The sequence below is a fragment of the Mesorhizobium sp. WSM3862 genome (assembly GCF_002294985.1).
Taxonomy (GTDB): domain Bacteria; phylum Pseudomonadota; class Alphaproteobacteria; order Rhizobiales; family Rhizobiaceae; genus Mesorhizobium.
In genome coordinates this window covers 105,757-129,842 of record NZ_NSGE01000010.1, presented here as the reverse complement: position 1 = coordinate 129,842, position 24,086 = coordinate 105,757, and the positions used below count along the sequence as shown (strand labels likewise).

At 57.9% G+C, this 24,086-nt stretch carries 28 protein-coding genes and 1 pseudogene; 13 read left to right on the top strand and 16 right to left on the bottom strand.

Going from position 1 to position 24,086, the window contains the following annotated elements; genetic code table 11:
- The first annotated feature begins 87 nt into the window (after window positions 1-87).
- From CK224_RS32080 to CK224_RS32525, 5 genes and pseudogenes are all read left to right on the top strand, one after another.
- On the top strand, window positions 88-273 hold the full coding sequence (locus tag CK224_RS32080; protein ID WP_245426239.1) for a hypothetical protein: 186 nt from the start codon (window positions 88-90) through the stop codon (window positions 271-273).
- Complete coding sequence (locus tag CK224_RS32075) at window positions 185-379, top strand: transposase (protein WP_245426209.1); 195 nt, start codon at window positions 185-187, stop codon at window positions 377-379. Before CK224_RS32080 ends, CK224_RS32075 begins: the two co-directional genes overlap by 89 nt.
- Window positions 295-615 (top strand): transposase, encoded by a 321-nt coding sequence (locus CK224_RS32070; RefSeq protein ID WP_348628412.1) that lies wholly within the window; start codon window positions 295-297, stop codon window positions 613-615. Before CK224_RS32075 ends, CK224_RS32070 begins: the two co-directional genes overlap by 85 nt.
- Before the next feature lie 1,236 nt (window positions 616-1,851).
- Window positions 1,852-2,931 (top strand): C45 family peptidase, encoded by a 1,080-nt coding sequence (locus tag CK224_RS25725; protein WP_141245879.1) that lies wholly within the window; start codon window positions 1,852-1,854, stop codon window positions 2,929-2,931.
- A 172-nt stretch (window positions 2,932-3,103) separates the two neighbouring features.
- Window positions 3,104-3,380 (top strand): annotated as a pseudogene (locus CK224_RS32525) (ATP-binding protein); the annotation flags it as partial.
- Window positions 3,381-3,571: 191 nt separating this feature from the next.
- On the opposite strand, the gene CK224_RS25715 reads toward CK224_RS32525, so the two are convergent.
- Window positions 3,572-3,991, bottom strand: a complete 420-nt coding sequence (locus tag CK224_RS25715) for a DUF2267 domain-containing protein (RefSeq protein WP_095783709.1) — start codon at window positions 3,989-3,991, stop codon at window positions 3,572-3,574.
- A gap of 189 nt (window positions 3,992-4,180) precedes the next feature.
- Window positions 4,181-5,110, bottom strand: a complete 930-nt coding sequence (locus CK224_RS25710; protein ID WP_095783708.1) for a 2-oxoglutarate and iron-dependent oxygenase domain-containing protein — start codon at window positions 5,108-5,110, stop codon at window positions 4,181-4,183.
- Between the two features lie 733 nt (window positions 5,111-5,843).
- On the opposite strand from CK224_RS25710, the gene CK224_RS30980 reads away from it, so the two are divergent.
- Together CK224_RS30980 and CK224_RS30975 are read left to right on the top strand one after the other, a co-directional pair.
- Window positions 5,844-6,119 (top strand): hypothetical protein, encoded by a 276-nt coding sequence (locus tag CK224_RS30980; protein WP_141245878.1) that lies wholly within the window; start codon window positions 5,844-5,846, stop codon window positions 6,117-6,119.
- A gap of 3 nt (window positions 6,120-6,122) precedes the next feature.
- The gene (locus tag CK224_RS30975; RefSeq protein WP_141245877.1) at window positions 6,123-6,365 is read left to right on the top strand and encodes a hypothetical protein; all 243 of its coding nucleotides are present in this window, start codon (window positions 6,123-6,125) and stop codon (window positions 6,363-6,365) included.
- Window positions 6,366-6,661: 296 nt separating this feature from the next.
- Here CK224_RS30975 and CK224_RS25695 read toward each other — a convergent pair whose 3' ends face one another.
- The 4 genes from CK224_RS25695 to CK224_RS25680 form a co-directional block, all read right to left on the bottom strand.
- Entirely contained in the window at window positions 6,662-7,453 is a 792-nt protein-coding gene (locus CK224_RS25695; RefSeq protein WP_245426207.1) for a LuxR family transcriptional regulator, read from the bottom strand.
- A gap of 143 nt (window positions 7,454-7,596) precedes the next feature.
- Window positions 7,597-8,439 (bottom strand): hypothetical protein, encoded by an 843-nt coding sequence (locus CK224_RS25690; RefSeq protein ID WP_095783704.1) that lies wholly within the window; start codon window positions 8,437-8,439, stop codon window positions 7,597-7,599.
- On the bottom strand, window positions 8,429-9,688 hold the full coding sequence (ectB, locus tag CK224_RS25685; RefSeq protein ID WP_095783703.1) for a diaminobutyrate--2-oxoglutarate transaminase: 1,260 nt from the start codon (window positions 9,686-9,688) through the stop codon (window positions 8,429-8,431). The genes CK224_RS25690 and ectB overlap by 11 nt, the downstream gene beginning before the upstream one ends.
- A 552-nt stretch (window positions 9,689-10,240) precedes the next feature.
- Window positions 10,241-10,426, bottom strand: coding sequence for a hypothetical protein (locus CK224_RS25680; protein WP_095783702.1), 186 nt, complete (start codon window positions 10,424-10,426; stop codon window positions 10,241-10,243).
- 242 nt (window positions 10,427-10,668) lie between these two features.
- On the opposite strand from CK224_RS25680, the gene CK224_RS25675 reads away from it, so the two are divergent.
- The 6 genes from CK224_RS25675 to queC are packed head-to-tail and all read left to right on the top strand — an operon-like array spanning window position 10,669 to window position 13,438.
- On the top strand, window positions 10,669-10,989 hold the full coding sequence (locus tag CK224_RS25675; protein WP_095783701.1) for an iron-sulfur cluster assembly accessory protein: 321 nt from the start codon (window positions 10,669-10,671) through the stop codon (window positions 10,987-10,989).
- Window positions 10,990-11,015: 26 nt separating this feature from the next.
- Entirely contained in the window at window positions 11,016-11,474 is a 459-nt protein-coding gene (locus tag CK224_RS25670) for an iron-sulfur cluster assembly scaffold protein (protein ID WP_095783758.1), read from the top strand.
- Window positions 11,471-11,707, top strand: a complete 237-nt coding sequence (locus CK224_RS25665; RefSeq protein ID WP_095783700.1) for a hypothetical protein — start codon at window positions 11,471-11,473, stop codon at window positions 11,705-11,707. Before CK224_RS25670 ends, CK224_RS25665 begins: the two co-directional genes overlap by 4 nt.
- Before the next feature lie 3 nt (window positions 11,708-11,710).
- Complete coding sequence (queE, locus tag CK224_RS25660; protein WP_095783699.1) at window positions 11,711-12,346, top strand: 7-carboxy-7-deazaguanine synthase; 636 nt, start codon at window positions 11,711-11,713, stop codon at window positions 12,344-12,346.
- On the top strand, window positions 12,343-12,696 hold the full coding sequence (gene queD / locus CK224_RS25655; protein ID WP_095783698.1) for a 6-carboxytetrahydropterin synthase QueD: 354 nt from the start codon (window positions 12,343-12,345) through the stop codon (window positions 12,694-12,696). The genes queE and queD overlap by 4 nt, the downstream gene beginning before the upstream one ends.
- A 4-nt stretch (window positions 12,697-12,700) precedes the next feature.
- Window positions 12,701-13,438 carry a 7-cyano-7-deazaguanine synthase QueC gene (gene queC / locus CK224_RS25650; RefSeq protein ID WP_095783697.1) on the top strand — a complete coding sequence of 246 codons (738 nt, stop codon included), beginning with the start codon at window positions 12,701-12,703 and terminating at the stop codon, window positions 13,436-13,438.
- Window positions 13,439-13,511: 73 nt separating this feature from the next.
- Here the strand turns inward: queC and CK224_RS30970 are convergent, their stop codons facing one another.
- The 10 genes from CK224_RS30970 to CK224_RS25600 form a co-directional block, all read right to left on the bottom strand.
- Window positions 13,512-14,162 (bottom strand): hypothetical protein, encoded by a 651-nt coding sequence (locus CK224_RS30970; protein ID WP_141245876.1) that lies wholly within the window; start codon window positions 14,160-14,162, stop codon window positions 13,512-13,514.
- 1,132 nt (window positions 14,163-15,294) lie between these two features.
- Entirely contained in the window at window positions 15,295-16,308 is a 1,014-nt protein-coding gene (locus CK224_RS25645; protein ID WP_095783757.1) for a 1-aminocyclopropane-1-carboxylate deaminase, read from the bottom strand.
- Between the two features lie 403 nt (window positions 16,309-16,711).
- Window positions 16,712-17,539: a S8/S53 family peptidase gene (locus CK224_RS31515; protein WP_245426206.1), complete on the bottom strand. Its 828-nt coding sequence runs from the start codon at window positions 17,537-17,539 to the stop codon at window positions 16,712-16,714.
- Window positions 17,540-17,889: 350 nt separating this feature from the next.
- Window positions 17,890-18,906, bottom strand: coding sequence for a S8/S53 family peptidase (locus CK224_RS25635; protein WP_245426204.1), 1,017 nt, complete (start codon window positions 18,904-18,906; stop codon window positions 17,890-17,892).
- 1 nt (window position 18,907) lies between these two features.
- Window positions 18,908-19,552, bottom strand: coding sequence for a hypothetical protein (locus CK224_RS25630; protein ID WP_245426202.1), 645 nt, complete (start codon window positions 19,550-19,552; stop codon window positions 18,908-18,910).
- A gap of 1,718 nt (window positions 19,553-21,270) precedes the next feature.
- A complete protein-coding gene (locus CK224_RS25615) occupies window positions 21,271-21,591 on the bottom strand; it encodes an exopolysaccharide production repressor protein (RefSeq protein ID WP_095783695.1) in 321 nt (106 codons plus the stop codon).
- Between the two features lie 38 nt (window positions 21,592-21,629).
- Window positions 21,630-21,947 (bottom strand): ferredoxin III, nif-specific, encoded by a 318-nt coding sequence (fdxB, locus tag CK224_RS25610; protein WP_095783694.1) that lies wholly within the window; start codon window positions 21,945-21,947, stop codon window positions 21,630-21,632.
- Window positions 21,944-22,147 carry a CCE_0567 family metalloprotein gene (locus tag CK224_RS25605; RefSeq protein WP_095783693.1) on the bottom strand — a complete coding sequence of 68 codons (204 nt, stop codon included), beginning with the start codon at window positions 22,145-22,147 and terminating at the stop codon, window positions 21,944-21,946. The genes fdxB and CK224_RS25605 overlap by 4 nt, the downstream gene beginning before the upstream one ends.
- A 25-nt stretch (window positions 22,148-22,172) precedes the next feature.
- Window positions 22,173-22,400, bottom strand: a complete 228-nt coding sequence (locus tag CK224_RS30965; RefSeq protein ID WP_280952277.1) for a DUF269 domain-containing protein — start codon at window positions 22,398-22,400, stop codon at window positions 22,173-22,175.
- A gap of 461 nt (window positions 22,401-22,861) precedes the next feature.
- Entirely contained in the window at window positions 22,862-24,016 is a 1,155-nt protein-coding gene (locus CK224_RS25600; RefSeq protein ID WP_176478020.1) for a TlpA disulfide reductase family protein, read from the bottom strand.
- Window positions 24,017-24,086 lie beyond the last annotated feature (70 nt).

Here is a 24,086-nt window from a genome sequence, read left to right as displayed (position 1 = left end):
GCATTTGTCGGAGTTGGGCGTTGTTGCCGCCCTCGGCACGGCCAAAGTGGCTGCGTTGATCGAGATCGTGCGGGACGAGAAGGACGTGTGCCTGCCAAAGCCGCTCGATTGGCTTTGGCTGAAATCGCCGATCAGATCGAGGCGCTGACGCGTCAAATCGACAAGCTCGAACGAGGGATCGTCGGTGAGGCGAAGCGCGACGAGGACATGCGACGGGTTGACGACAATTCCGGGCGTCGGAGCGATCACGGCGGCTACCCGTCAAAGCGCTGATCCCGGATCTCGACGGTTCAAATCCGCCCGTCACTTTGCCGCCTGGCTAGGACTGACGCCAAAGCCCATTCGAGCGGTGGCAAGGAGCGGCTCGGCGGCATATTGAAAATGGGCAACGCAACGCTCCGCTCGCTGCTTGTTTGTGGCGCGACGTCGGTCTTGCGACGCGTGAAGGGCAACGAAAAAGCGCCGCGACGGCTCGTCGCGCTTTTAGCGCGGCGGCCTTTCAAGGTCGTCGCAGTCGCGCTCGCCAACAAGATGGCGAGAATCATCTGGGCGCTGCTCACCAGGGGCGGGACATACCGAAATACTGGCCCGGCGAGCGGCACAGCACACACCTGAGCCGAACGACGACCAGGACGGAGCACTTGCCGGCGCGACGCCGGACAGAGGCGAGGTGCAAAATTAGACGATGATCCACGGGACGAAATCCCGATGCGAGAGAGGCCGGCGCGACAATGCCTTATAGCGAGTCAGATTGATCAGCCCCCCGCGTCGCGAATTTCATCGAGGCCAGCGGTCTTAGACCGCGCTGAAAGGCCGGACATATGACCGCACCGGTCCCGCTGGATGAAATGTCTGAAAAAAGCCCTTGCCCGCGTGGCCGTTCCACATAAGTCGCGCTTCTCTATTCGGCGTGTTGAGGTCAAGCGCTATCGAGCTTTTCCGTGTCTCCGGAGTTCTGCTTTCGCAGGGCCTTGCTTCTCTCCGGGATCGGCGTTTCGCCCTCCCAGTATCGGGTCAGGAGAATGAGGCGGCACAATCTATACATCGTCTTGGTCAGGGGTGGGACCGGTACTAGCGCCACAACGAACTCGCCTCATTCATCGTCCCGCGAAGGACGTCCGTCCGCCAGCGGCGGAACTCTCTTGTCTCTCCTTCCCGGCCTTCTGATTCAGAGGGCTGACGACATAAGGTCGACGTCCGAAGCAGTCGTGATGCGCCAACTCTTACTGAGGATCCGATCGAACATCCGAGCCGGGACCTCGAACCACCGATCCGAGGCCTAGCCGAAAACGTTACTGCGGAAGACTGTTGCGTCGTCCCGATCGATCACTTCGTGAATATGGACTTGGCGACCCACCCAAGGATGCCATGGATAGAGAAGCTCGCGCTCCGGGCCGGTCCCCGGGGGGGGGGTGCGTCGCTGAGTTGTTCAAACACTGCAAGACCGCATTTCTTGCTCGGCTACCAGACCCCGGCGGCCTATGCCGAGGCCATCGCCGCAACCCGGCTCCGAAAGGCTCGGCGTCTTCGCCGGTTGCTCAACCCGCGCCCCACGGCGTAACAGAAAAGGTCGAGGCTCAAATCGCCGCTGGATGAATGTTCAGTGGCAGGTCACAGTCGATCAGGTTGAACGCAGAGACCCTCCCACTCCCCACCGGTGAAACTCGGCGCTTTTATGCACATACCGAAATACAACGCCGGTTTCCTGCATTCATAAGTCGTCATTCGCGCAAAGCAGCTCATTTGACGCTGCTATATTTATGAAGCGGGCACTGCACTGAGGAGTCCGCTATCAAGGATGTGTGCTCGCGCGCGTTGCAGTGCGAAGGGAGCCTCAGCTGGATTGTGACCATGGCCGAGATAAATGGATCACCACTCGCAACCCTGCCTGTGGTAGTCCTTTCGGGGACCGCCTCCCAACGCGGCCAACAGCATGGCCGCATGTTCGCGGGTCGTATTTCAATTCTAATTGCTAAAATGAAGGAGAGTTATTCTCCTGCAGCGTTAAATCGCGCCCGCGAAAATGCGTATATTTCATGGACGAATCTTCGAGATCGAACGCCAGAAGTTGCTGAGGAGATTGCGGGAATCGCGAGTGGTGCGAACTGCGATTTTATAGATATCTACTGCTATATTGGTTTCGAATTTTTTGACATCTGTCCAGCGAGTGGCTGCAGTGGCCTTGCCATTACATCAACACGAGGCGCAGTTCTTGGGCAGAACTGGGATGCAGCGCCCGAGATGCACAGCGACTTGGCTTTCTTCCTACACGTGGGAGGCAAGGGTCTCGATCTCGCTGTGGTGGCCTCAATTGGAACCCTCGGATGGGTTGGCGTGAACCGGTCAGGTGTCGGTCTCTTGACCAATGATGTTATGCTAGACAAGTCTACAAGCGGCATGCCAAGTCAGGTTGTAAGGCGATTGCTACTTGCGGAAGGTAATGTCTCATCAGCGGTCGAGACGCTAAAGCAGCTTCCAATTATGGGGGGGCGCAGCTATTTGTTAGGTGATTGCGAAGGGTTCATTACTGGCGTCGAGTTGTCTCCGAGCGCCGGAGTGTGCGAACTGCCTAACGCGTCGAGAATTTTTCATACTAACCACGCACTTCTGGCGGCTACCCGAGCATTTGAAGATGAAGGGCAGTTACAAGGTTTTTATCCTTCAAGCCATTCTCGGCTCGTGGAGTTGAAGCGTGCCGGGGAGGACGCAACTGGTGTAGGTGACCTTATGCGGGCTTTGGCGGACCGCACGAACGCCCCAGACGCAGTATCTAAAACCGTCTCCGACCGCGAGAATACCAGAACTGCCTTTTCAATCATAATCGATTGCGGGCAGCGGGAGTTGTACTTGTGCGCAGGCCCGCCGTCCGAAGGACGCTATCAGCGCTTCCACTTGCCAGACGTTGTCGCCGAGAGCGCGGAGTTCTCATAGGATCTCGCGATATGCGGTGGAAGGGTTCGCCTAAGCAACGTTACCCTCCGTGGTGATCCTTGATCAACACGCCCCAAGTCCCGATCGGCTTTCCGTGGCCGTAACTGCGCCGCGCACGCCCGTCGCCCACAGCGACGCTCGCTCGACAAGCAGTTGGCGACCTGTCGCGGCCGAACTGCTCATCATTGACGAACTGGGCTATCTGCCCTTCCAAGCCACCGCCCACCTGTTCCTCCAACTCGTGTCACTGCGCCACGAGAAGGGATCGATCCCGATCACCTCCAACCGCTCCGTGGGCGAATGGGGAAAGTTTCTGGCGACCGCATTGTGGCCACGGCGATCGGACCGCCTGCTTCACCACTCCACGGTGATCCATCCGCGGGGATAGCTACCGTCTCCGCGAAAGGCGTCGGTCCGGCCTACTGCTGAAGACCGGACCGACGCTTGAACCCCGAACTCTAGCGCTTGCACTGGGCTTGCAGCCTTCAGCCGACCTCAGCAAGGCGACCCGTTACCGTGGGGATACTAAGCAACGACTCCTCCCCAAATCTATCCTCTTAAGCTACATCCGGCGACCCGTCAGACAGATCGTCATGGGCTAGCGGCGGCTTCGTGGGACAGTCACGGGCAGACGTTTGCCTCAGGCTGGCCAAAGGTCATGCAGAACTCTGGGAGTTGCAGCCTTGGCCTCTTCAATCTCTGCTGCAGACAAACGGTCCGCCAATTGCCCTAGGACCGAGCGAGCAATCTCTTCCGGATCCACTGCCGGGTCGCGATGGACGCCGTCGTGGATCCTATCGAGAAACGAGTTCCGGTTTCTGGCTATGGCGCGGCGGCCGGGGTGCCAACTTTCGTAGTAGAAGCCGCGCAGTAAGGCTGGCAGGTGCGCACCCATGTACACGGCCTCGTCGCGGCCCAGGCAATCGCGTAGCGCGTGCAGCGTCGCAATCAAAGCTAGGAAAACCCGCTCGCGATCCTGCCAACGAAGTCTCCATGCCAGATCGCTGACCCAATTCTGGGTCGCCTGCAACGCGTAGGTGAATTCATGACGGACAGGCATGGGTATTTTTCTGTTCTTGAAGGTCGTCAAGGAACAAGGAACATAACTAAAAATGGCTTCCGCCCGCCGGCCGCCGCGCTATTTCGCGCGACGTGCGACAGATAAAACTTGGGTGAGTTCGTTCAGCGCATCACCTGGATGCTCCGGGTCGTTGCCATAAGTTTACGCACGCCTGAGAACACCGGACATTTACTGCAACTCTCGCGCGCGTCCGGCGCCATTCCCGGTTTCGACTGACTCGTAATTGTGCAGCATCATTTCCGCGACATTGAAGGTGTGGCGCCCTCCCCGCGAAGTCAGGCGCGCGTCGACGTCGGGATAGATAAAGAAGGGAAGCGAAATTCGGTCGGTCAGACCATTGTGCGCGACTTGATGCGGCGTACTTTTGAAGCGGTCATCGCTCAAGGCTTGAAGCATATCGCCCAAATTGACTACGAGACTGTCGGGCAGGCTCGGCACCGGCATCCAGCGCCCACGCAACCACACCTGCAACGACCGGGTGGGGAGTTCCTCCTGCAGCAGCAGCGTGAAGAAGCCACCATCGGTGTGCTTGGCGCACGTGCCACCGCGAGCCGGATACCGAATTACGCGTTGCTCGAGCGTCGGCGGGCTGAAATACCGTTGGAACCAGTCCTGTTCCATGCCGATCATGTCGGCAAGCGCGGTTCCGAGGTGGGGGACGACTTCGCGGAGCACGGTAGCCTGCAAGTCAAGCAGGCTTCGCGCGAAACCAGGAGACAAGGCCTCATCCGGAAAAAGCGTGCTCCCGCCAAACGGACGGCGATCGCCTTCGTTGTCGATTCCGAGATCGAACACTTCCTTCGGATCGCGGCCAGCGTCGGGATGTAGGATTTCCCCGTGCAATGGACTGTATCCACGGGCGATAGTGGGATAGATCCCTTGAGCGGCGTGACCAAAGCGCTCCTTCATTGACTGTGGCAACGCGAAGAAGCGCCGGGAGGCCTCGATTGCTTGCGCGATCTGTTCTTTCGGGATGCCATGCTGGACAAGGTAGAAGAACCCGCAATCCTCGCACGCCATGCGTAGGCGCTTACGCTCTTCAGGCCGCGTTTTATCGGCCACCAGATTTGCCAGTGAGATTTGTGGTAGTATGGTCATAATTGTTCATCCTTGGTCCATTGGCCTATGAAATTCGTCGCAAACTCAGTAGTCCACCAGTATATCGGGACGTATCTGCGGTCGATTCGACAGTGTCCCGGCACAACGTGCTCACATCCTCGGAGAGCGACGCCGCCGCTAACCGGCTCGCACTGTCAATCCAGCCGGACGTCGCTGCGCGAAAGACGCGTCCACCAGACGTATTCCTGGCCGGTCCATCAGGATCGACGCTGACCTGGACATGGCGGTTGCAGCGGGTTTCCTTTCAGGGCATCCACGATAAGCGTCCTTCGTCATAATGTACTGGTGGCGTTCGGCGTCTTTACCTATCTTTCCACCGAATCCCCAACTATATCAATACAAGATTTTGGTAAGGATTTGTTGCAAAGTCATTAATTCCGGGCCACCACTGCTTAACATTTGTCTTTTTGCAGTGCGATTTCAGAAGGCGGCGGTAAAGGCATTTTCCAGTAATGATCACCGAACGCCCGGCAGGGTTCACCGAAAATAGCCAGAACTTGCTCGATGTCGTACCTTCCCAGGATCTGCACCTCACAACAGATTGTATAGTGCCCCGGAAGGCCTCAAGGCGGCCGTCAGCAAGGGGCGGTCGGAGACATGCCAACCTCCGCGTCCACGTCATGAGAAACGTGCTGGACCCTGCCGGCAACGATGGCGTTGGATTAGGTTGTCAACCCAGCCCTGGCACCACGTCTGGCGGAGCCTCACCGGCATGACCGACCATACGTTGCTGCCGCTCTCACCCAGCCGTTACGCGCAAGAAGATCAAAGCCGCGCTGATGGCGGACGCAACACTTCGGATGGCGGCGTCATGATTTTGGCCGCGGCCAAGCGACGCCTGTTACTGGTCGACAGGCTTGGCGGCTGCGATCCAGGATCGCCCGATCCACAACCGGTGACGCACGCCATGGCCGACGGCCTGCGGCTACGAGGATGCCCTACGATCTCGATCGGCCGCCCACAGACCCGGCCTTCAGAGCGGGATTGATCTGTGCTCGCAGCCGACCTGGCCGCCCAGAGAGAACCTGCTAGACCTACGCACCGCATCCGGCTCGGCTGGATGCTGGTTGATCTTTGGCTGTCGATCTATGTCGAGCCACCAAACAGCGTGTCGCTCGACATCGCCGACGCGTTTGATGTCGTTCACGGCCATCAGCAGCTCTCGCTTTTCAAGCCCATTACGACGAGCGCCGCTTCCTGCCGACCCACATCTGTGATGCCGCGACCGCCGTGATCCTGCCTCCTGGCAAGACCCGCCTGGCAAGGATATCGCGGCCAGCTCCGCCGGCTTGTCCGAGCGCATTCGCTCGCTGGCCGAACCCAAACCCTGGTCCGCGGCGACGATCACCTATGGCCGTCATGGCCTGGTGCGATAACAACGCGCTCGACTTCCTCTTCGGACTGGCCGCCACAAGGCCCTCCAGCGCCTCGTTGATAAAGCCGCCGAAGATACCCAAGTGTAAGAGTGCCGTTCTCCAGTACGACACGCCACCTGCTGTGTAGCAATATTTTTGTGTTTCATTATAGGCCTTATAATTCTATTATTCCTCGCTTTAGCACTTCTATAGCTGCGGTTATTCTGCTATTGGCATTCATTTTTCTGATCACGTTCTTTATGTGGAAATTCACAGTATTTATAGAGATCCCTAGAATCTTTCCTATTTCCCACGACGATTTACCTTTCGCAGTCCATAGGATGCACTCTTTTTCTCTTGGAGAAAGATTAGAGGTGTTCTCGATGCCTGTGGGATTAGCGAATTCCGCGACTCTCAAATGGAAATGTAACGCCGCAAATTGCAAGTATGTGATTGTTCTATTTGGGAATTTACCGTCCAAGGCCTGAGCAAAGTTCACGATCGCAAAGCTGCCGTCGGGGCCGTGCAATGGGACGCTAATGCCTGACCGTAAGCCAAAGGTGGCAGCCTCGTCCAAAACGCGCCGCTCGTCTTCAGTCGTGCTTTCGTCGTTGTACACCTCGCTCCAAGGAAAGGCTTTTATTCGCCTCCGACTTCTCTTGATAATAGGGTCTATCTTGTCATAGCCCATTTCGAAATAGCGCTCCCGCCATCCGTCGGGGTAATTTAGCATGACCGCCGGATCGCCTCGCATCGGCTTTAAGCCTTTTTGATCTCGTGCAAGAGAGCCATAGGAGACCCACGGGCAATCAAACTTCAGGGCAAAAGCAGATAGCAGGTCGAACAACTGCTTGGGTTTTCCGATACCATCAGTCCGGTCGAGAAAATGCGCAAATTCGACCGCCAACGCCTCCCTGGCAGCCCCAAGGAAATTCATCCCGGGTAACAAAAAGAGCTGGTCAGACAAGGCGCGCGGTTCCATTCGTCGACGAACACAAGCCGATCCGGCTCGAGCCGCCTCCACGGCACCTCTGACGCCACTGCTGCCGCCCCGCTGACGCTCCGTTGACAGCCGATGTGATGCGCTGAGGTGTCGGTCAGACATTCACGTCAGGTCCACCAGAGAACAAGATCTGGCCGCGCAAATCCGAAAAAGCAGTTCAGAAGCACGCGACGCTTTCCGTGCCCTGATTGGCCAGTGACCCCATGAACGAAACCGCCGTCAAGTAAGGCGATGTCCCCGGCCTTGAGCTGAATGTCGCGACACGGCACATCCTTTAGATAGACTGCTGAATAGGGATAGCCCGTGGTCTCCACGCCCTGCGACTCTCGGTCGTCGACTGTCGGCTTGTGGCTCCAGAGCCGCAGATTGCCACCTTCCTCGGACATGCTGGGGTAGAAGTTGAGGGCGGCGACGGTATTGTGTGCCACCGCAGAGAGCTCGTAATCGTTCCCAGCACGTAGCACTTGAGCGACATCGTCGTGGGGGTCCAAGGAAAATGTGCCGCTGCCAGACCAACTGAGAGCGCGACAGACGTTTGCCTGACCGTGTTCCGAACGGGCCAGCCGCAATTCGATGCCCTGTTTGTGAAGCTCCCGCTTCAGCGCTTCGAATAATGCTCGGACCGGGTCAACTAGATTGCCAAAAAGAGCCTCAACGTGCGGCCGCGCATTTTCTGCCTGCCTGAAATAGGTGGCTGCATCCTTCCTATAGTGGGAAGCGCCGACATATTGTCCGGGGACACCATCTTTGCGCTCGTTAAGACCCGGACTCGCAAAAAAATTCGCGGTGATCTCCTCGGCTACTTCGGTGCTGAAAGCTTGGCTGATGTGCAGAGCCGTGATCTCTCCTTTCAGGACCGAAATGATTTCCGCAGTGCTGATCGAGCCGGTTCGTTCCTTGATCGTGAGAGGCGAGATGGCCGGCGTTTGACCTACTTGATTAGTCGCCATTGGTTTTCTCCTGTAGGGCCTGATCGAGGATGGCAATGCCGTGATCGAGTTCATCATCTGAGATGGTTATCGGGGGAAGGACTTTGATGACGTCGCGATTTGGCCCCGAGGATTCGATCAGCAGGCCGTTTTCGAACGCGACATCGTGCACACGGCCAACATCGGCCTGTGAACGGCACTTGAGGCCGGCCATCAGACCACGGCCGCGCTTTTGTTCGATGCACTTAGGGAATTTCGCAACGAGGCGATCAAGGTGTTCTTGCAGTTTGACGGCCGTCCGCTCGACGGCTGTCGTGAACTGCCTATCGGACCACATTGTGCACATGGCCGCCGAAGTCACGAAGGCGAGATTATTCCCTCTAAAGGTACCGCTATGTTCTCCCGGCTTCCATATGTCCATGTCGGGGCGAATCAGAACTATAGACAGCGGGTTGCCTGAACCGCTTAGGGATTTTGAAAGACATACGATGTCGGGCTCGATTTTCGCGAACTCGAACGAGAAGAAATCGCCCGTTCGTCCCGAACCTGCCTGAATGTCATCTACGATGAAAACCACATCGTGCTTACGGCAAATGCGCTGAATTTCTGAGAGCCATGGTGCTGATGCGGTGTTCATGCCCCCTTCGGCCTGGATGGGCTCCAGGATGATTGCGGCCGGCTTTTCTATCCCGCTGCCCGGGTCGCCCAACACGTGGTCAATGTAACTCGCGGAATCGAAAGTCTGGTTCGGATAGTTCTCATAAGGGACACGGATTACATCGTGGCGAGCAACGCCGCCAAGCTGCCTGGTGGACGCTGAACCCGACACCGCCAAGGAGCCGAGCGACATGCCATGGTACGAATTGGTGAAGGCCATGACACTCGAGCGGCCGGTATATTTTCGCGCCAGCGCCAACGCCGCTTCGTTAGCGTTTGTCCCCGTCGGCCCAGGAAACTGTATCTTGTAAGAAAGGCCCCGAGGCTTCAGGATCGACTCGACGAAAACTTTGATGAAATCACGCTTTGCGGCCGTATACATATCAAGAGACAAGACAATATTTTGCTCGGCAAGATACTCGATTGCTGGCGCCATGATACCCGGGTTATTATGACCATAGTTGAGCGCGCCCGACCCTACAAGGAAATCAATATAGGGCTTGCCGGACTCGTCCCAGATTGTCGCCCCAAGTGACTTTTTAAAGACCGTTGGAAACGATCGTCCATAGCGACGAACGTTAGACTCGTAAGCTGCAAAAATGTCGATATCCATTAAAGGGCCTCTCTGTATGCGGCTTGCGATCAACGTTGCAGGTTCTCTGTTCACGCATTGCAAACCGTTGAGTTGGACGATACGGCCAATCTCGGACTTGAAGTAGCATGGTCAGCGACTTGCATTCGCAAAGAGTCTGTAAACTTGTTTGACGAATCTGTTGCAACGCTTTGGATAGGGATAGCGGACAGTCGGCACCCGCCTTGCGGGAACTCTATCGGCGGGGTTGTTGACGGGGGCCAATGACATAACCACCGCGGTTTGCCAGCATGATTGAAAACACGATGCTTGGGTATTTTTCTATCAGGGCCGTCACGGGATCCTTGGCCACGAGTAGCTGTAACAGATAGCGAATTCTCTCCTTCGATGTGACGGCGAGACCGGTGCTCGCTCGAGTTTCGTTTTGGAGCGCGGACGAGCCAGACCGCGATTTCGCCAGAACTGGAGCTGACCGGCGCGCCCTCTAATCGAAGCCGTGGTCGCCGTGCCGGTGATTGGGCCGTTCCCTTGGGGGCGCGTTGGCCCACCTGGCTTGACGGGAATTACAATACCTCAGTCGGCCCTCGCGGGGCGACGGCCGCGCTGCGGCCACAGGCCGAGCACGCGAGTGTTGTTCGCCATCACGAGTTGACGCGGAAAGCGCCTGCTTCGAGAAGGCACGATCGAAGCGTCATCGACAAACACGGTGTTCGCCACCGAACCGGTGGTGACGAAGGCGGGGCTTTTGGAGCGCAGCACGACTGAAATATTCCCATCCGGTCCACATTCATATGATCGTAAACGCAGGCTGGCTCAGGCGAGACATTGGCGATTGTCCGATGCCGCTTTTTGTACGGAAGGTTTCAGTCAGTCGGACATCCGACAAATTGTTGGATGTGAGACAGGCCGCAAAATCAGCCAACCCGTTGTTTTAATCCAATTTCCTCTCTGGCACGTTCTGTGCAGCGTGGCTTGCGAACGCATCAGCGAGAAAATAGTCCATGATCACGCTCACTAAAAACGCTGTCGCCGCCGTCAAGGCCGCGCTTTCCCGCGCCGACGAACCATCGGAAGGCTTTCGCATCATGGTCGAGCCGGGCGGCTGCGCCGGCCTCAAATACCAGATGGGTCTGGAAAGCGTCTCGCGCGAGGGCGATGCCATCATGGAGGCGAACGGGGTCAAGGTGTTCATCGACGCAAGCTCCCAGCCCCATCTCGCCGGCATGACCGTTGACTTCGTGACGAACCTGGAGTCCTCGGGCTTTGTCTTCGACAATCCCAATGCGCGGGACAGATGCGCCTGCGGCAAGTCCTTCGGCTAGGCGCGATAACGACAAGGATCGGCGCCGTGCGGGATGATAAAGACGACGTCTGCCTCATCAGCGACAAGGTCTATTTCATCAACCCCAACAATGTCGGCGCTTTGGACATCCCCAAAGCGGCCGGCAAGGTCGGCGCCGTCGCCTACGGCGATGGGCTGAAATTGACGATGGCTTTCGACCGTAAGACGCAGACGATCTCCGCCGCAACGTTCCAGACCTTCCGCCGCGGCTCGGACATAACCGCTTCCTCGCCGCTTGCCGAATTCATCGTCGGCAAGACCATCGATGAAGCCCTTCAGATCGCCGATGAGGACATGGCGGATTTTCTCGGCGCCATGCCGCCGGCCCCATACTCATCGCTCGACCGCCTCATTCTGGAGCGCGGCTTGCGGCTGATGAGCGAGTTCTTCCGTGCTGTGAGCCAGGCTTTCGAGGAGACGCCAGGATTCTCACGCCTGGTCCTCGTCAAGGCGTCATCACCATGAGCGACGTGATGGCGGCGTTTCTCGTGGTGACAGGCTTCGAGGAACCAGAGACCCTTCCCCACCGCTTCCACCCGCCGAAACCTGATTCCGCGTGGAGTTCGGCCGAGCGGGTTTTCCGCATCAGGCCCCGACGGTGGAACGAGCTGGAAAGCGTGCGGCGGATCATCTCCCACCTTTTGCCGCGTCTCAGAAGCCGGCACAGATGTTCCATTGCTCACTCGAAGGCCGCCTGAGCAATGTCATATGCGGTCAAGGAAATTTTCTACACTCTTCAAGGTGAAGGACGAAATGCCGGGCGAGCTGCCGTATTTTGTCGTTTCGCCGGCTGTAACCTCTGGTCGGGACGTGAAGGCGACCGGGAAAGAGCATTCTGCGGATTCTGCGACACTGATTTCGTTGGGGTAGATGGCCCCGGTGGCGGACATTTTGCCAACGCGCGGGAGCTTGCGTTGGCGGTCGAGCAAACCTGGCGCGGGTGGGGACCTGGGCAGCGTCTCGTCGTGCTCACCGGAGGAGAACCCCTCCTCCAGATCGATAAACAACTCCTGGAAGCGCTGCATTCCTTGGCGTTTGAGATTGCCGTGGAGACCAACGGTACCATTCCCGCGCTCGCCGGCATCGACTGGCTGTGCGTCAGTCCGAAATGCGATGCACGCCTCGTGGTCACGGCAGGGGACGAGCTAAAGCTTGTATACCCTCAGATTGGCGCAGAGCCCGAACATTTCGAAGTTCTCTCGTTTGAGCACCTTTTGCTTCAGCCAATGGATGGGCCAGGGCGCGATGCGAATACGGCCGCCGCAGTGGCCTATTGTCTTGCTAACCCACGTTGGCGCTTGAGCCTGCAAACCCACAAGCTTCTCGGGATCCCATGAAAATTACGCAAGTGTTCACCTTCGAGGCAGCGCACCGTCTTCCGCGCGTGCCAGCGACCCACCGCTGTCACCGCTTGCATGGCCACTCATACCGTGTGGAACTGCGCCTGGAAGGGCCTGTCGATCCAGACACGGGGTTTGTCATCGATTTCTTCGATGTTGAGGCTGTGTTCGGACCGCTTCTGCAACGTCTCGACCATCAGTATCTGAATGAGATTGAGGGTCTCGAAAATCCGACCGCGGAAAACATTGCAGTCTGGATCTGGAACCAAACCAAGCCGCTTATTGGCCAGATGTGCTCGGTAACGGTCTATGAGACGCCGCTGTGCTGGGCTGAATACGAGGGTTGACCTGATGCAACGAGATTCGGGAACCGCACTCGTCCTTTTCTCCGGCGGGCAGGATTCGACAACCTGCCTGACCTGGGCGCTGGAGAACTTCGAGCGCGTCGAGACAATCGGCTTCGACTATGGGCAGAAGCACCGGATCGAGCTCGATGTGCGGCCATACCTGCTCGGGCGCATTCGAAAAGACTTTCCCGCCTGGGGTGGACGACTAGGCGAGGACCACATGATTGACATGGCCGTGCTCGGCCAATTAAGTGATACCGCGCTCACGCGCGACGTCGAGTTCGCAGTGAACGCGAACGGTCTAGCAAATACCTTCGTGCCTGGCCGCAACCTTCTGTTCCTCGGCTTTGCGGCCGCGATAGCTTACCGGATTGGCGCAAAACACCTTGTGATCGGCGTGTCCGAGATGGATCGTTTCGGCTACCCGGATTGTCGAGATGAGGCAGTTAAAGCGATGCAACTTGCCCTGAACCTTGGAATGGAGACGGGTTTCGTCATACACACACCCCTTATGCGGCTGGACAAGGCGCAGACCTGGGCGCTGGCGGATTCGCTGGGCGGCGAGCCGCTGGTGAAGCTCATCTGCGAAGAAAGTCACACCTGCTATAGCGGCGACCGCGAGCATCGACATAGCTGGGGTTTCGGTTGCGGGACCTGCTTCGAGTGTAATCTTCGCGCAGCAGGATGGGAGCAATTCCGATCCTGCAAAGAGGCACCCTTGGCCTCCCATGAATTGACGTGAGCGCCCGGATCCAGGCCGACGGTGGCAATCTGTTCCATAGATCGTTTCCTTCTCTTGATGGTGTTTAGCACGATCAGGTACGCGCCTTCGATGCCGTTTCGAAGGGCTGTTCCATACCATCGACCTTTGATGATCTTCGCCGTTCGCGTGGTGGAGTTTTTTTGGCAGCACCATGGCGAGCAGGCTGCGGTTTGTATCCTTGATCCCGGTCGAATTGAGCGTAGAGCGTACTGCCGAGAAAAAGGAGAGGTTGTGTGGTTTCGACGAGAGGCGGTTGATGCCCCAGCGTGCCCTTATGTGGAGATCGTCCATGCACGTCCATAACCAGCATGGCGGCACCATTCATTGAAGCGACGGAAGACGACCTCATCGGCAATCGATGCCGGCGCCTGCGTAAGCCGGCGCGGCGCAGGCGCGTGCGGCGAAGCGATGTTGCGGATATCGCTCTCTGGCCTAGGTCGGCCCACTCGAAGGATTTGTCAATCGCGCCCTGCAAATGCGCCCAGTAGAGCACCTTCTCGGTGCTACACCGATAATAAGCCAGTTTTGCTTTGAGTATCCCTCTTGCTTGGCCGCCGCGAATATCCCCGGCAAAAATTGGCTGCAGCGCGTCGCGCTTAGCGCTCGCCGGGCGGAGCTGGTCCGGGTTGCGAAGCCCGGCGAGCGCGGGATCGTCTTGGACTATGTGGTGATCAGCCGCGGTTCTTGAAGCGCCAGGATTCATGTCCGATTTCGATAATCTCGCAATAATGTGGGATGATCGAGCAGTGCGCTCGTTGTCGCTTGAAGTAGCGGCGGCGCCCGCCGTCGCGGATGAGCGCGCGGGCGATGGCAATGGCTCGATGCGAGTTCCCGTTCCGGGCCAACAATCAGCACACCATCGAACAAACGCTTGCAGGGGGAGATCTCAACCGCCCGCGGTGGCGAAGAAGAGAAGAAAATGATGGAACGCAAGCTTGACGTGATCGCAGCCTCCCTGAGGATTGTCGGGAGCGTGTCGAGGCAGGTTTCGAAGGTTTAGAGGATGCAGGTGTCGAGAGCTTCGGCGAGTCGAGCCGTGTGGCTGGGAAGGCTCAGGCAGAGATTGTCTCCGACCCTCAAGATCAACCACCTTGGGTCTGGAAGAGGGATAAGCAGGGCCGATATGTGACTGTCGGCACTTGAGAGCTACTTAGAGGCGATGGGGGGACAACTTGATCTCATCGTCGCCTCCCCTTGGGCGCCCCTTCCTACAGAGCGGCTCGGTGAAGTCGTAGCCCCAAACCCCTGCTCCGCACGAGTCTAAAAGAGCGCCAGATGGACGAATCCGCTCGAAGGCCACGACGCGCCGGCTGAACGCGCCGTTCCGGTCAAGACAGATGAAGGGACGACGGTCTGGTCAACGCTCGCAATAGCTATAAGCAAGCCCTGTTAAGCCGAGGCCGGATATCGACCTGCCTGTTGGCACGCTCGCGGGGGGCGCCTCTTCCCCGCCCCTGCTGGCCGAGTTCACCTCCGCGCCAGGGTGTCCGGCGATGTGCTCGCCGAGCACGACCACGAGCACGCTTGGTCACAGCTTCCGTAGCAGATCAAGTAGATGCCTCAGCGCGTGCACAACACTTTCGTGGTTTGCAATTTATCAGATTCACGGCGATCATTGCCGCATCCGCTAAATGACAAATAACTTAAACGGCCATGTCTGCTGTCTCTTATGCGGCTCCAGCCCACATTGAGCACAAGCAAAAACTGGTAAGCATGCGAGCGCCAGACCCCACGGTGGCGGCAGTTATCAGCCCACTGCGGTTTGCCAACGGCCATCGGACAAACTTGGCGCAGCGCTGTCACGGCAGACACGGCGCGTCAAAACCTGTCGAGCGTCAGCCGTTGCGAAAGGTGTAGCCGTAACCGTTGATCGCCGGCGCGCCGCCGAGGTGGACATAGAGGACGCGCGATCGGCCTGGAAAGAAATCTCTCTGGACGAGGTCAATCATCCCTTGCATCGATTTGCCCTCATAAACCGGATCGGTAATCATACCCTCGAGCCGAGCGCACAGGCGGATTGCCTCCGTGGTTTCCTCGGACGGAATGCCATAACACGGATACGCATAGTCTTCGAGCAACACCACGTCGGCCTCGACGAGGTCCGTTCCCAGCTCAACGAGCATCGCTGTATGTTGGGCAATACGAAGCACCTGCGCCTTTGTCTTTGTAGGCGTGGCGGAGGCATCGATACCAATCACGTTGCGCCGTCGACCGTTCTCGGCGAACCCGACGATCATGCCGGCATGTGTTGAACCGGTGACAGTGCAAACGACGATGTAGTCGAAGGCAAACCCAAGCTGTTTCTCCTGGGCGCGCACCTCCTCGGCGAACCCGACATAGCCGAGTCCGCCATTCGGGTGAACAGATGCGCCCGCTGGTATCGCATAAGGTCTGCCGCCCCTCGCCTTGACCTCATAGAGTGCTTTTTCCCAACTATGGCGAATGCCGATGTCAAAGCCCTCGTCGACCAGGCGCACCTCTGCTCCCAAGATGCGGCTTAAGAGAATGTTGCCGACCCGGTCGTAGACGACATCCTCATGCGGAACCCAGCTCTCCTGAACCAGAAGACATTTCATGCCGATCTTGGCGGCAACGGCGGCGACCATTCGCGTGTGGTTGGACTGCACGCCACCGATGGTGACAAGGGTATCGGCATCCGATGCGATCGCGTCGGGGATAATGTATTCGAGCTTGCGGAGCTTGTTTCCGCCGAACGCCAGACCGGAGTTGCAGTCCTCGCGTTTGGCATAGATCTCCACGTTACCGCCCAGATGCTCGCCGAGCCGGTCGAGCTTCTCGATGGGAGTGGGTCCAAAGGTGAGCGGGTAACGCTCGAATTTTTCCAGCATATTCTCTCCGGCGATGATCATTCAGGTGAAATAGCCACGCCAAACTCGTCTCATAAGCGCTGCTTGGATAGTCGGCCGCGCTCTCCGACCACCTGTCAGAGCCTTGGGGATTTCCCGCGCTTTCCTTGCGACTGAGACGAAGCGATCCACATGTCGGCATGCTGCGGGTGTGCCGACCATCACCCAGGAATCGTACGACGACACCCGGTCCGCATCTGCGTTTTTGCCGTCTTTGCGAGCGCAGCCAGACCGCCAGATCAACAGACTTCGATAAAAAAGCAATGCCTTCTTTTTTGCGATTGGACCGGCAGGAACCGCACAGTTGCCGAGCCGAGTTCTGCGAGGCGATTTTGTGGCGCTCAACGCCTCACAGAAGTTTCAGCTGCTCGATCGAAGTGCTCGTCTACCTGATCGAGACGGGTGCCAATGCCCTCGAAAGGCTGGCCTCCCCGCGTCCGTAAGTCGCCGCATCATAGTTGACGAGCGTGTCGGTCCTGGCTGTATCCAGCTGATTGGTGATCTGTGTCGGTGTTGCGGACGTGAATTTGCTGCCAAGGATGGCGGCATAGCCTGCAACCACAGATGCCGCGACAGACGTTCCGGTTAGGCCAGTCTTGTCGCTCTCGACGCCCACCGTCAGGAAGTGGTTCTGCACCTCCGAATCTGAACCGGCGTAATTCGAATAGGAGGCGAGCTTTGCCTTGTTTTCGGGAGTGCCATTGCGCTCTAGCGCACCCACAAAGATTGCCGATTGCTTCCCAATCAGGTCGAGAGCAAGGAAATCAATATCCCCATCGGCAAGGGTATCTACCGCTACGGACCCGTTGCCGGCTGCCTTTGTGAAGACCGCAGCACCCGCCCGAGCCGCATCGACAATCGACTGCTCAAGCCGGTACCCGCTCACTGGTTCCTCAAGGCCATACCTCAGATTAATGACATTGAGGCCCTGCTTCAGCGTGAGCGGAACTTGTTCCGAATAGTCAAGCTCGGTTATGTTTGCGCCAGGCGCGACCATGCCGGCTGCTTGAGCGACCCACTGCCCATGTCGCCGCCATTGGGAGCCATGGCCGAGATCCCCCACCTGTCCCATGTTACCTGTGAAGTCATCTATGATAGTTACCGACACGCCAGACCCATTATAACCCGAGGCCCATGCTGCGCCGACGTCCGGGCTCATCCAGCAAAAGGTGCCGTCGGCATTTTGTGGGCAACGCGAGCTGCTGCCGTCCATGGCTGGCCTCGCAGCCCCGCCATCGCCGGCGAGCCTGGATTGGAGGTCATCGGCGAAACCGGGTGGTGCCGACGTCCATAGGACAAGACTGGCAAGGTACGCCACCGGCAACAATCGCTTTATCTGCATTCAACTCTCCTGTTTGAACTGTTCTTCATCAACAAGACGAAGCATTTCACCATGGGTAGAACGACCTCGGAACCAGAGACCGATGTTCAGCAGGCTCAGATGAGCGTTCGCCAGGCATTTCAATGTGTCCGCCGGCCGGAGCAGCGACGCCACGGACGGCAATTCACCGCCTGGGCGCCGCGATCCACCCACGTTCGGACGCATGAGGGCAGGGTGGCAGTCTAGTGAATCGAAACGGGTGCCAGCGCCCTCGAAAGACTGGCTTCGCCGCGGCCGTAAGTCGCCGGATTGTAGTCGACGAGCGTATCGGTCCTGGCTGTATCCAGCAGCTGATTAGTAATCTGTGTCGGAGTTGCGGACGTGAACTTGCTGCCAAGGATGGCGGCATAGCCTGCAACCACAGGTGCTGCATAAGACGTGCCGTATAGGCCAGTCTTGTCACCCTCGACACCCACGGTCAGGAACTGGTTCCGCACCTCGGGGTTTGAGCCGGGATAATTCGAGTATCGGGCCAGCCGCGTCTTGTTCCCGGGAGTGCCATTATGGTCGAGCGCACCCACGAAGATTGCCGTTGGCACCCCGATCAGCCCGAGGGTTAGCTCATCGAAATCCCCTTCGTGCGGCCTACCTACCTCGTTGCTGCGGTTGTCGGCACTCTTTGTGACGATGGCAGTGCCCGCCCAGGCGGAATCGACGATCGCCTGCTCGCGCGGATGCTGGCTCAGTGGCTCTATGATGCGGTAGCTCGCATTGATGATATTGAGGCCGTCCTGCAGCCCGATCGAAGACCCCTCGAGATAGTCATACTTGAATATGTTTGCGCCAGGGGCGACCATGCCGGCAATTTCAGCGACCCACTCTCCATGTCGCTGCCTCTGCGTGCCGCGACCGAGGTCTGCATCAAATGGCTGTTCCTTGAAATCATCTATGACATTTATCGATACGCCGGAACCGATAAAGCCTGATGTCCATGCTTCACCAATATCCGGGCTCATCCAGCAAAACGTGCCGTCGGCATTTTGTGGACAGCCCGAGCTACTGCTTTCCGCGGCTGGAGTAGCGGTCGTTCCTTTGCCGCTGACACCGGCATCGAGATCACCAGCAAAACCGGGTGCCGTCAGCAGGCCCATGAAAAGACTGGCAACGAGTCCTACCGGGGACAATTGTGTTTTGTGCATAATCAACTTCCTATCTGATTGTTCTTCATCAACGAAATTTACGGCCTTGCCTTTCACCATGCTAAAATTCACCCCTGAACCGAAGGTCTAGTTTCCATCGGCTTGGCTCCAGGTTTGTCATGTATTTCAACGTGTCCGAGGGCCGCAGTTGCGAGGCGGCCAGACGGCAATTCACTGTATAGAAGCCGCCGACGGCGCCATAGTCAGCCGTGCAAGGTCGTTCCGTCAGATTCCCGCCCAAAATCGAACTGACGGTGAGAGAAAGCGTCGTGGACGGCGTCGGTCGCTTTTGCAGAATAAAGCCGAGTTTCACACCTGGGTCGATTCGGACCTTTTCGGCGCGTTGGCCGGTGCTCGCGCCCCACAGGAGACCGAAATCATCCGACAGCTGCGTCAACATTTCAAATCGCATGTCGATCCATTTGCTGTGGTACCACTTGTCGAAAGACACTTTGGTACCACCCGACAGCTCGTATCCGCCTTGTCCCAGATGGTTGGCGGCCGCGGTTAGCTCCGAACCCTGATAAATGCCGACAAGGCTGGTCTCCTGTCCGTTCGCTGTCATAGCGCTGACGAAGAATGCCATCACGAACAGGACGTAGCTCGCCAACCGTATGCACATCTGCAGCGCCCATTGCTGCACCCGCGAGCAAATCATGTAATCGACACGCGTACTGAAGTCCCTCGCCGCATCTTCAAACCGCACGGAGGCTCTAGCCGCAGACGCAGGGCCGCCAGCGGGCAACGTATTCATTCGCAACAAATCTGTGATCCCCGTCCTTCAATTTTGTCGAGCCATCTATCTTCGCTCTTCCCTGGCAAGCTGCTCCCGCCCTCTCAACGGAATTAAGCGTAATTCATGCCAATCTGGATGACGGGGGGAAGGGTACAAATTGCATGTTTGTTATCAGCGGCTTAGACAAAAACGTCCAAGATGCCGGCCAACCAAGGCTGTGTCGTCAAACCGACAAAGCCGACACAATTGTCGGATGTCGACGACCACGATGAGTGAACCCACCCGCATGGCAACACTCCCTTCTCGCTCCGGCCATGCATCGGAGAGCCTCGCAATGGCCATCATTTTTCATTCGACGCGATCCTCTTCAGCCGGGCATTGCGTCGCCTAATTTGAAGTTCTGAACGTGAGTACGTCTGAAAAGACATGCCCGGCAGAGACGGAGCTCTCTGCCGGGCCGGCTTCACCCTGGGAGGTGGCGTAAGCTAGCGACTGTCGCGGTGGGACCACTCAATCCGTGCGTTTTGCGCAATAGCGAGCATGTACTGTGCCAAGCCAAAAGCGTCTAAAAATCACCCGAGAGTCAGCTTCCTCACGTTGCGTACCCGACATTGTCGGCTATCGGACAATGCCGAACGTGCCTCTCGGCATCGACCTACGTCTGAACCAGAGCGCACCCGCAAAGTCGTTCGCTGCCATTTCGACCTGGCGAACTGGTGGTGACCAGGTTTTAGCCCCGAACTGTTCGCCGGCTGACGGCAGGGCGGATGTGGCTTTGTAATGAGGAACTGTCTGTACCTTCAATTCAAGAGGGCCTGCCACGAGAGATGGCGCGGCGAATGCGGTCGGGCAGTAGATCGCGATCACCACGATCGGCATGGAGGCGCCGTGGCCAATCACGATCTCGCGATGTTACGCCCAGCAAGTAAGCCGTCGAGCGCACGAAGAACGAAGGGTAGACGCGTTTTTCCGGCTTAGCCCAGACTTAGAGGATTGAGGCGCTCGAGCGCACCTCAGGCGGTGCTTCGAAAACATCGCGGGCCAGGTCGCCTCGGCACGGAGGTAAGTAGGGTGAAAGATATCCTCGCCTGAGACGGCGAGCGGGCGACAGCAGGACCGTCGCACGACATGGCAATGCCGATAGCTCGAACGGCGGTACGGCGATGTCGCCGAGGATGCGGACAGCTGTTCTGGGACGCACCATAGCGGAGACCTGCCAATCGGCGTCGACTTATAGCCCCCGCTTGCATAAGCGCGACGAGGAGCGCTCGCCGGGCGGAGCTGGTCGGGTTGCGCAGCCCCGGCGAGCGCGGATTGTTTGGGCGGTGGGCGCGTCAGGCGCGGTTCTTGAAGCGCCAGGATTCGTTTCCGGCTCATGATCTCGCAGCGATGGGTGAGCCGGTCGAGCAGCGCCGTGTCAACTTTGCGTCGCTGGCAAAGAACTCGGTCATTCGCCGAATGGCAGGTCGGTGGTGGCGTTGATGGAGGTGCGTTCGTAGAGCAGACCGATGAAATGGAAAGAAACTGCCCGTCGGTGTGGGCGAAGGGGACATAGCCCAGTCGTCGAGGACGACGAAGGCGGGTGAGGTAGTCAGCGATGCGTCCCTGCTTGCCGTTTCGGTGCTCCTGACCTCGAGAATCAACTTGAACAAAGTGAGGAATCTGAGCTCTGATCTTGTTACGGCGCCTCAAGGGAGGAGCAGCGATATGCCGAGCGTTTGATTGCGCTGTGGCCCATCTTGAGTTTCATTCATATGCTCATCGTCACGCGCCTGGTACCGAACTTCCTGGGCGCTATCGAAAAGCTCAGCCCCTTGCCCGGCTTTGCCAGCGCAGCTGGATCGCCAAATCAGAAAGAGCACACTTGCGAAATAGCCCAGCTGAAGAAGTAGCGAACAGCCCAGCGTCGTGATGACTGCTAGATGGAACGAATGCGAGCCGAAGTAAACCGTCACAGCGTTGCCGCACAGGACCAGCCCGGCGAGCCGACAAAAGGTGATGAAGCGCAATGCCGTTCTCCTGATTTCGTCTCGTCAAATCATGCAGCTCATGCTGCGATCTGGTCGGCCGCGACATGGGTCTGGCAGTTCTTTGGGCAGACGCGGCCGCAGGCTCCGCAGCCAATGCAGCGGCCGGCATGGTCGACAACCATGACCATGCGATTGAGCTCACCATCGAAATCGTCGTCACTGCCGTCGCAGGCGCCGAGGATTTCACCCGCGTCATCGACGCCATAAAGATGCATGACCTCGCGCGAGCAGACTTTGAAACAGCGGCCACAGCCAATACAGATCTTGCCATCTATAGCTGTCAGGTATTGCGGCACCCATAAGGAGCCGTCCCGGCTGATGAATGTGCTGCTCATCGCAAAGTCTTCATTTTGGCGAGCTCTCTCCTGGCACCATCCAGCTCGGCGTAAACGGCGTGCGTTTTCTCGGCGACTTCCTCTATCTCAATGCATTTGACCGGGAGACCCTCGGCAAGGTCGCGCAAATTCGTCTTGGCGATTGCCGCGCGCAGTTGAAGCTTTCGGACTTTTTTCGCCATCTCATCCAGATTTGACATGATCCTTCCTCGAAAATCGGTTTCTTCACGCCCGCGCCACGTCCCGGTAGGCAATAGCTGCCGTCGCATCGCCGAGCAGTTTCGCCCCGGTATCCGCGAGTTTCCGGAGAGTCTCGAAGCCGAATCGATAGACGCCTCGACAGACCGGCGAACTGCCCGACCATGAAAAGCACGCGCCCGGAGCACCGGTCGGTTTCATTTCTGTTGTTGACTTTGTCATCACGTCTGAGCGCTCCTCGATCCCAAGCTCCACTACGGTGGCCAGCAGCCCGGTGTCCGATTTCCCTTGGCATGAGCCATGGGAGGCTAGCACGGATCAACCGCGGGAGGCGGACGGGCGGGCAAGGGCCTCGCCGTCCTTGTGACAGCAGGCCATGCGCCGCGTGCGACATTTGGTTTCCTCGATTTCAGTGCTCGATTTGTGCTTTCGGGTACGCCAACTCCGGGCCCGGTTGCGCAGCCGACGTCCGACCTGGCCGGGCCGATCCCACGTCGATGCCATCCCTTGGGCTGACCACGTCCCGGGTCGTGACGTCTTCCGATAGGCCAAATTCGCCTCGAACATCTCTTCCGCGCCGACCCGGCGAGAGGTACTAAGGTTCGAGCCTTGACCTCGAGCAAACGATCCACCCCTGTGCTGCCTGGACATACTTGCTGCGGGCGCGCCGCAGAAACTGGCGGATTGACCATTCTTCACTTGTCGTCTCTTCGCTCTCAGGCGACTGCGCTTTGATTTTCAGCAGCCTTGTTTTGCGGAACCACGCAAAGATCCCAGGAGCATGCGTTCTCACCCGTGTAGTTGGCCAGGGCTTGGAGCAATGGGGCAAGGTAGTATTGTTTGATATGGTCCGGCATCGTCCCTGGATTCCCCAGAGATTTCAGCGCCACCTCGATCAACTCGATCGCGCGATCCATGTTGCCGCTCTCGTAATAATACTGAGCGACCGGGACGTACCACCGGAATTTAAGAGGCCCCTCGCCGTGCGGGGGATTCAGTGTCAGGATCTGTTCCGAGAACTCGTCGCCCATCGCGAAGCGTTCAGCACGGGGGATATGAGAGTTGTCCATCGTGGGATCGAAGAGTTTGTTCAGGGCCATGACCATCCAAGAGACGGCCTCGAATTTTTTGTCGATGGCGTCCTCGACCAACTGGCGCATGGCTGGCAAGCCGGTCTGCATGTCGCGCAGCTTGTGAAGCACTAGATCCGCGTGCGTTTCTCGGAACCCGATATAATCGGGCACTAAGGCGAGGCCTTCTTCGATGGCCGAGAGTGCCGCCGTCCAATCCTCGGCCTGCATCGCCGGCTGAAGCTTGGCGTAAATCGGTCCGGTCAGCGCTAGTTCGCGCGCCGTGCATTGGTTAGTAGCGATCCGCCTTGCATCGGCGCGTTGAGCTTCATCGCTGTTGCGCCAACTGCCGTTGAGAAGTTTCGGCAAAACGTCATCGAGTTCCGCCGGGTGTCCTATGAAAGCGATGTGGCCGTCGCGGTCGACTAAGAACGAGGCGGGAATCCCGAGAGATGAACTGGGTTCCATCCACAGTCTGTTCATTTCGCCTGTGTAATCGAACGCGATACGATAATTCAGATTCGGGAACCTCTCTGTCAGCCAAGCATCCAAGCTAGTCCGCGCCTCCTCCGCGGTCGGGCCCTGTTCCCTAGCTGCGACTCCGACGACCTCAAATCCGCTGTCTTGATATTTCTCCTGCAGCTGCGTCAGATGGGGCATCACCGCCACACAGGGTCCGCACCAAGTCGCCCAAAATTCTAGGAGGTACACCTTGCCGGGGTGAAAGTTGGCGAGGGGCTCGCCACGCAGCCAGTCGTCCACTTTGATCGGAGGAGCCGGGGACTCCCTACGCAACACCATGTTGTTCTCCAAAGCTCTATTCTCACACCTTTTCGGGCGTTTATCACGAGCCGGTTCTCCTCTCAGAAAT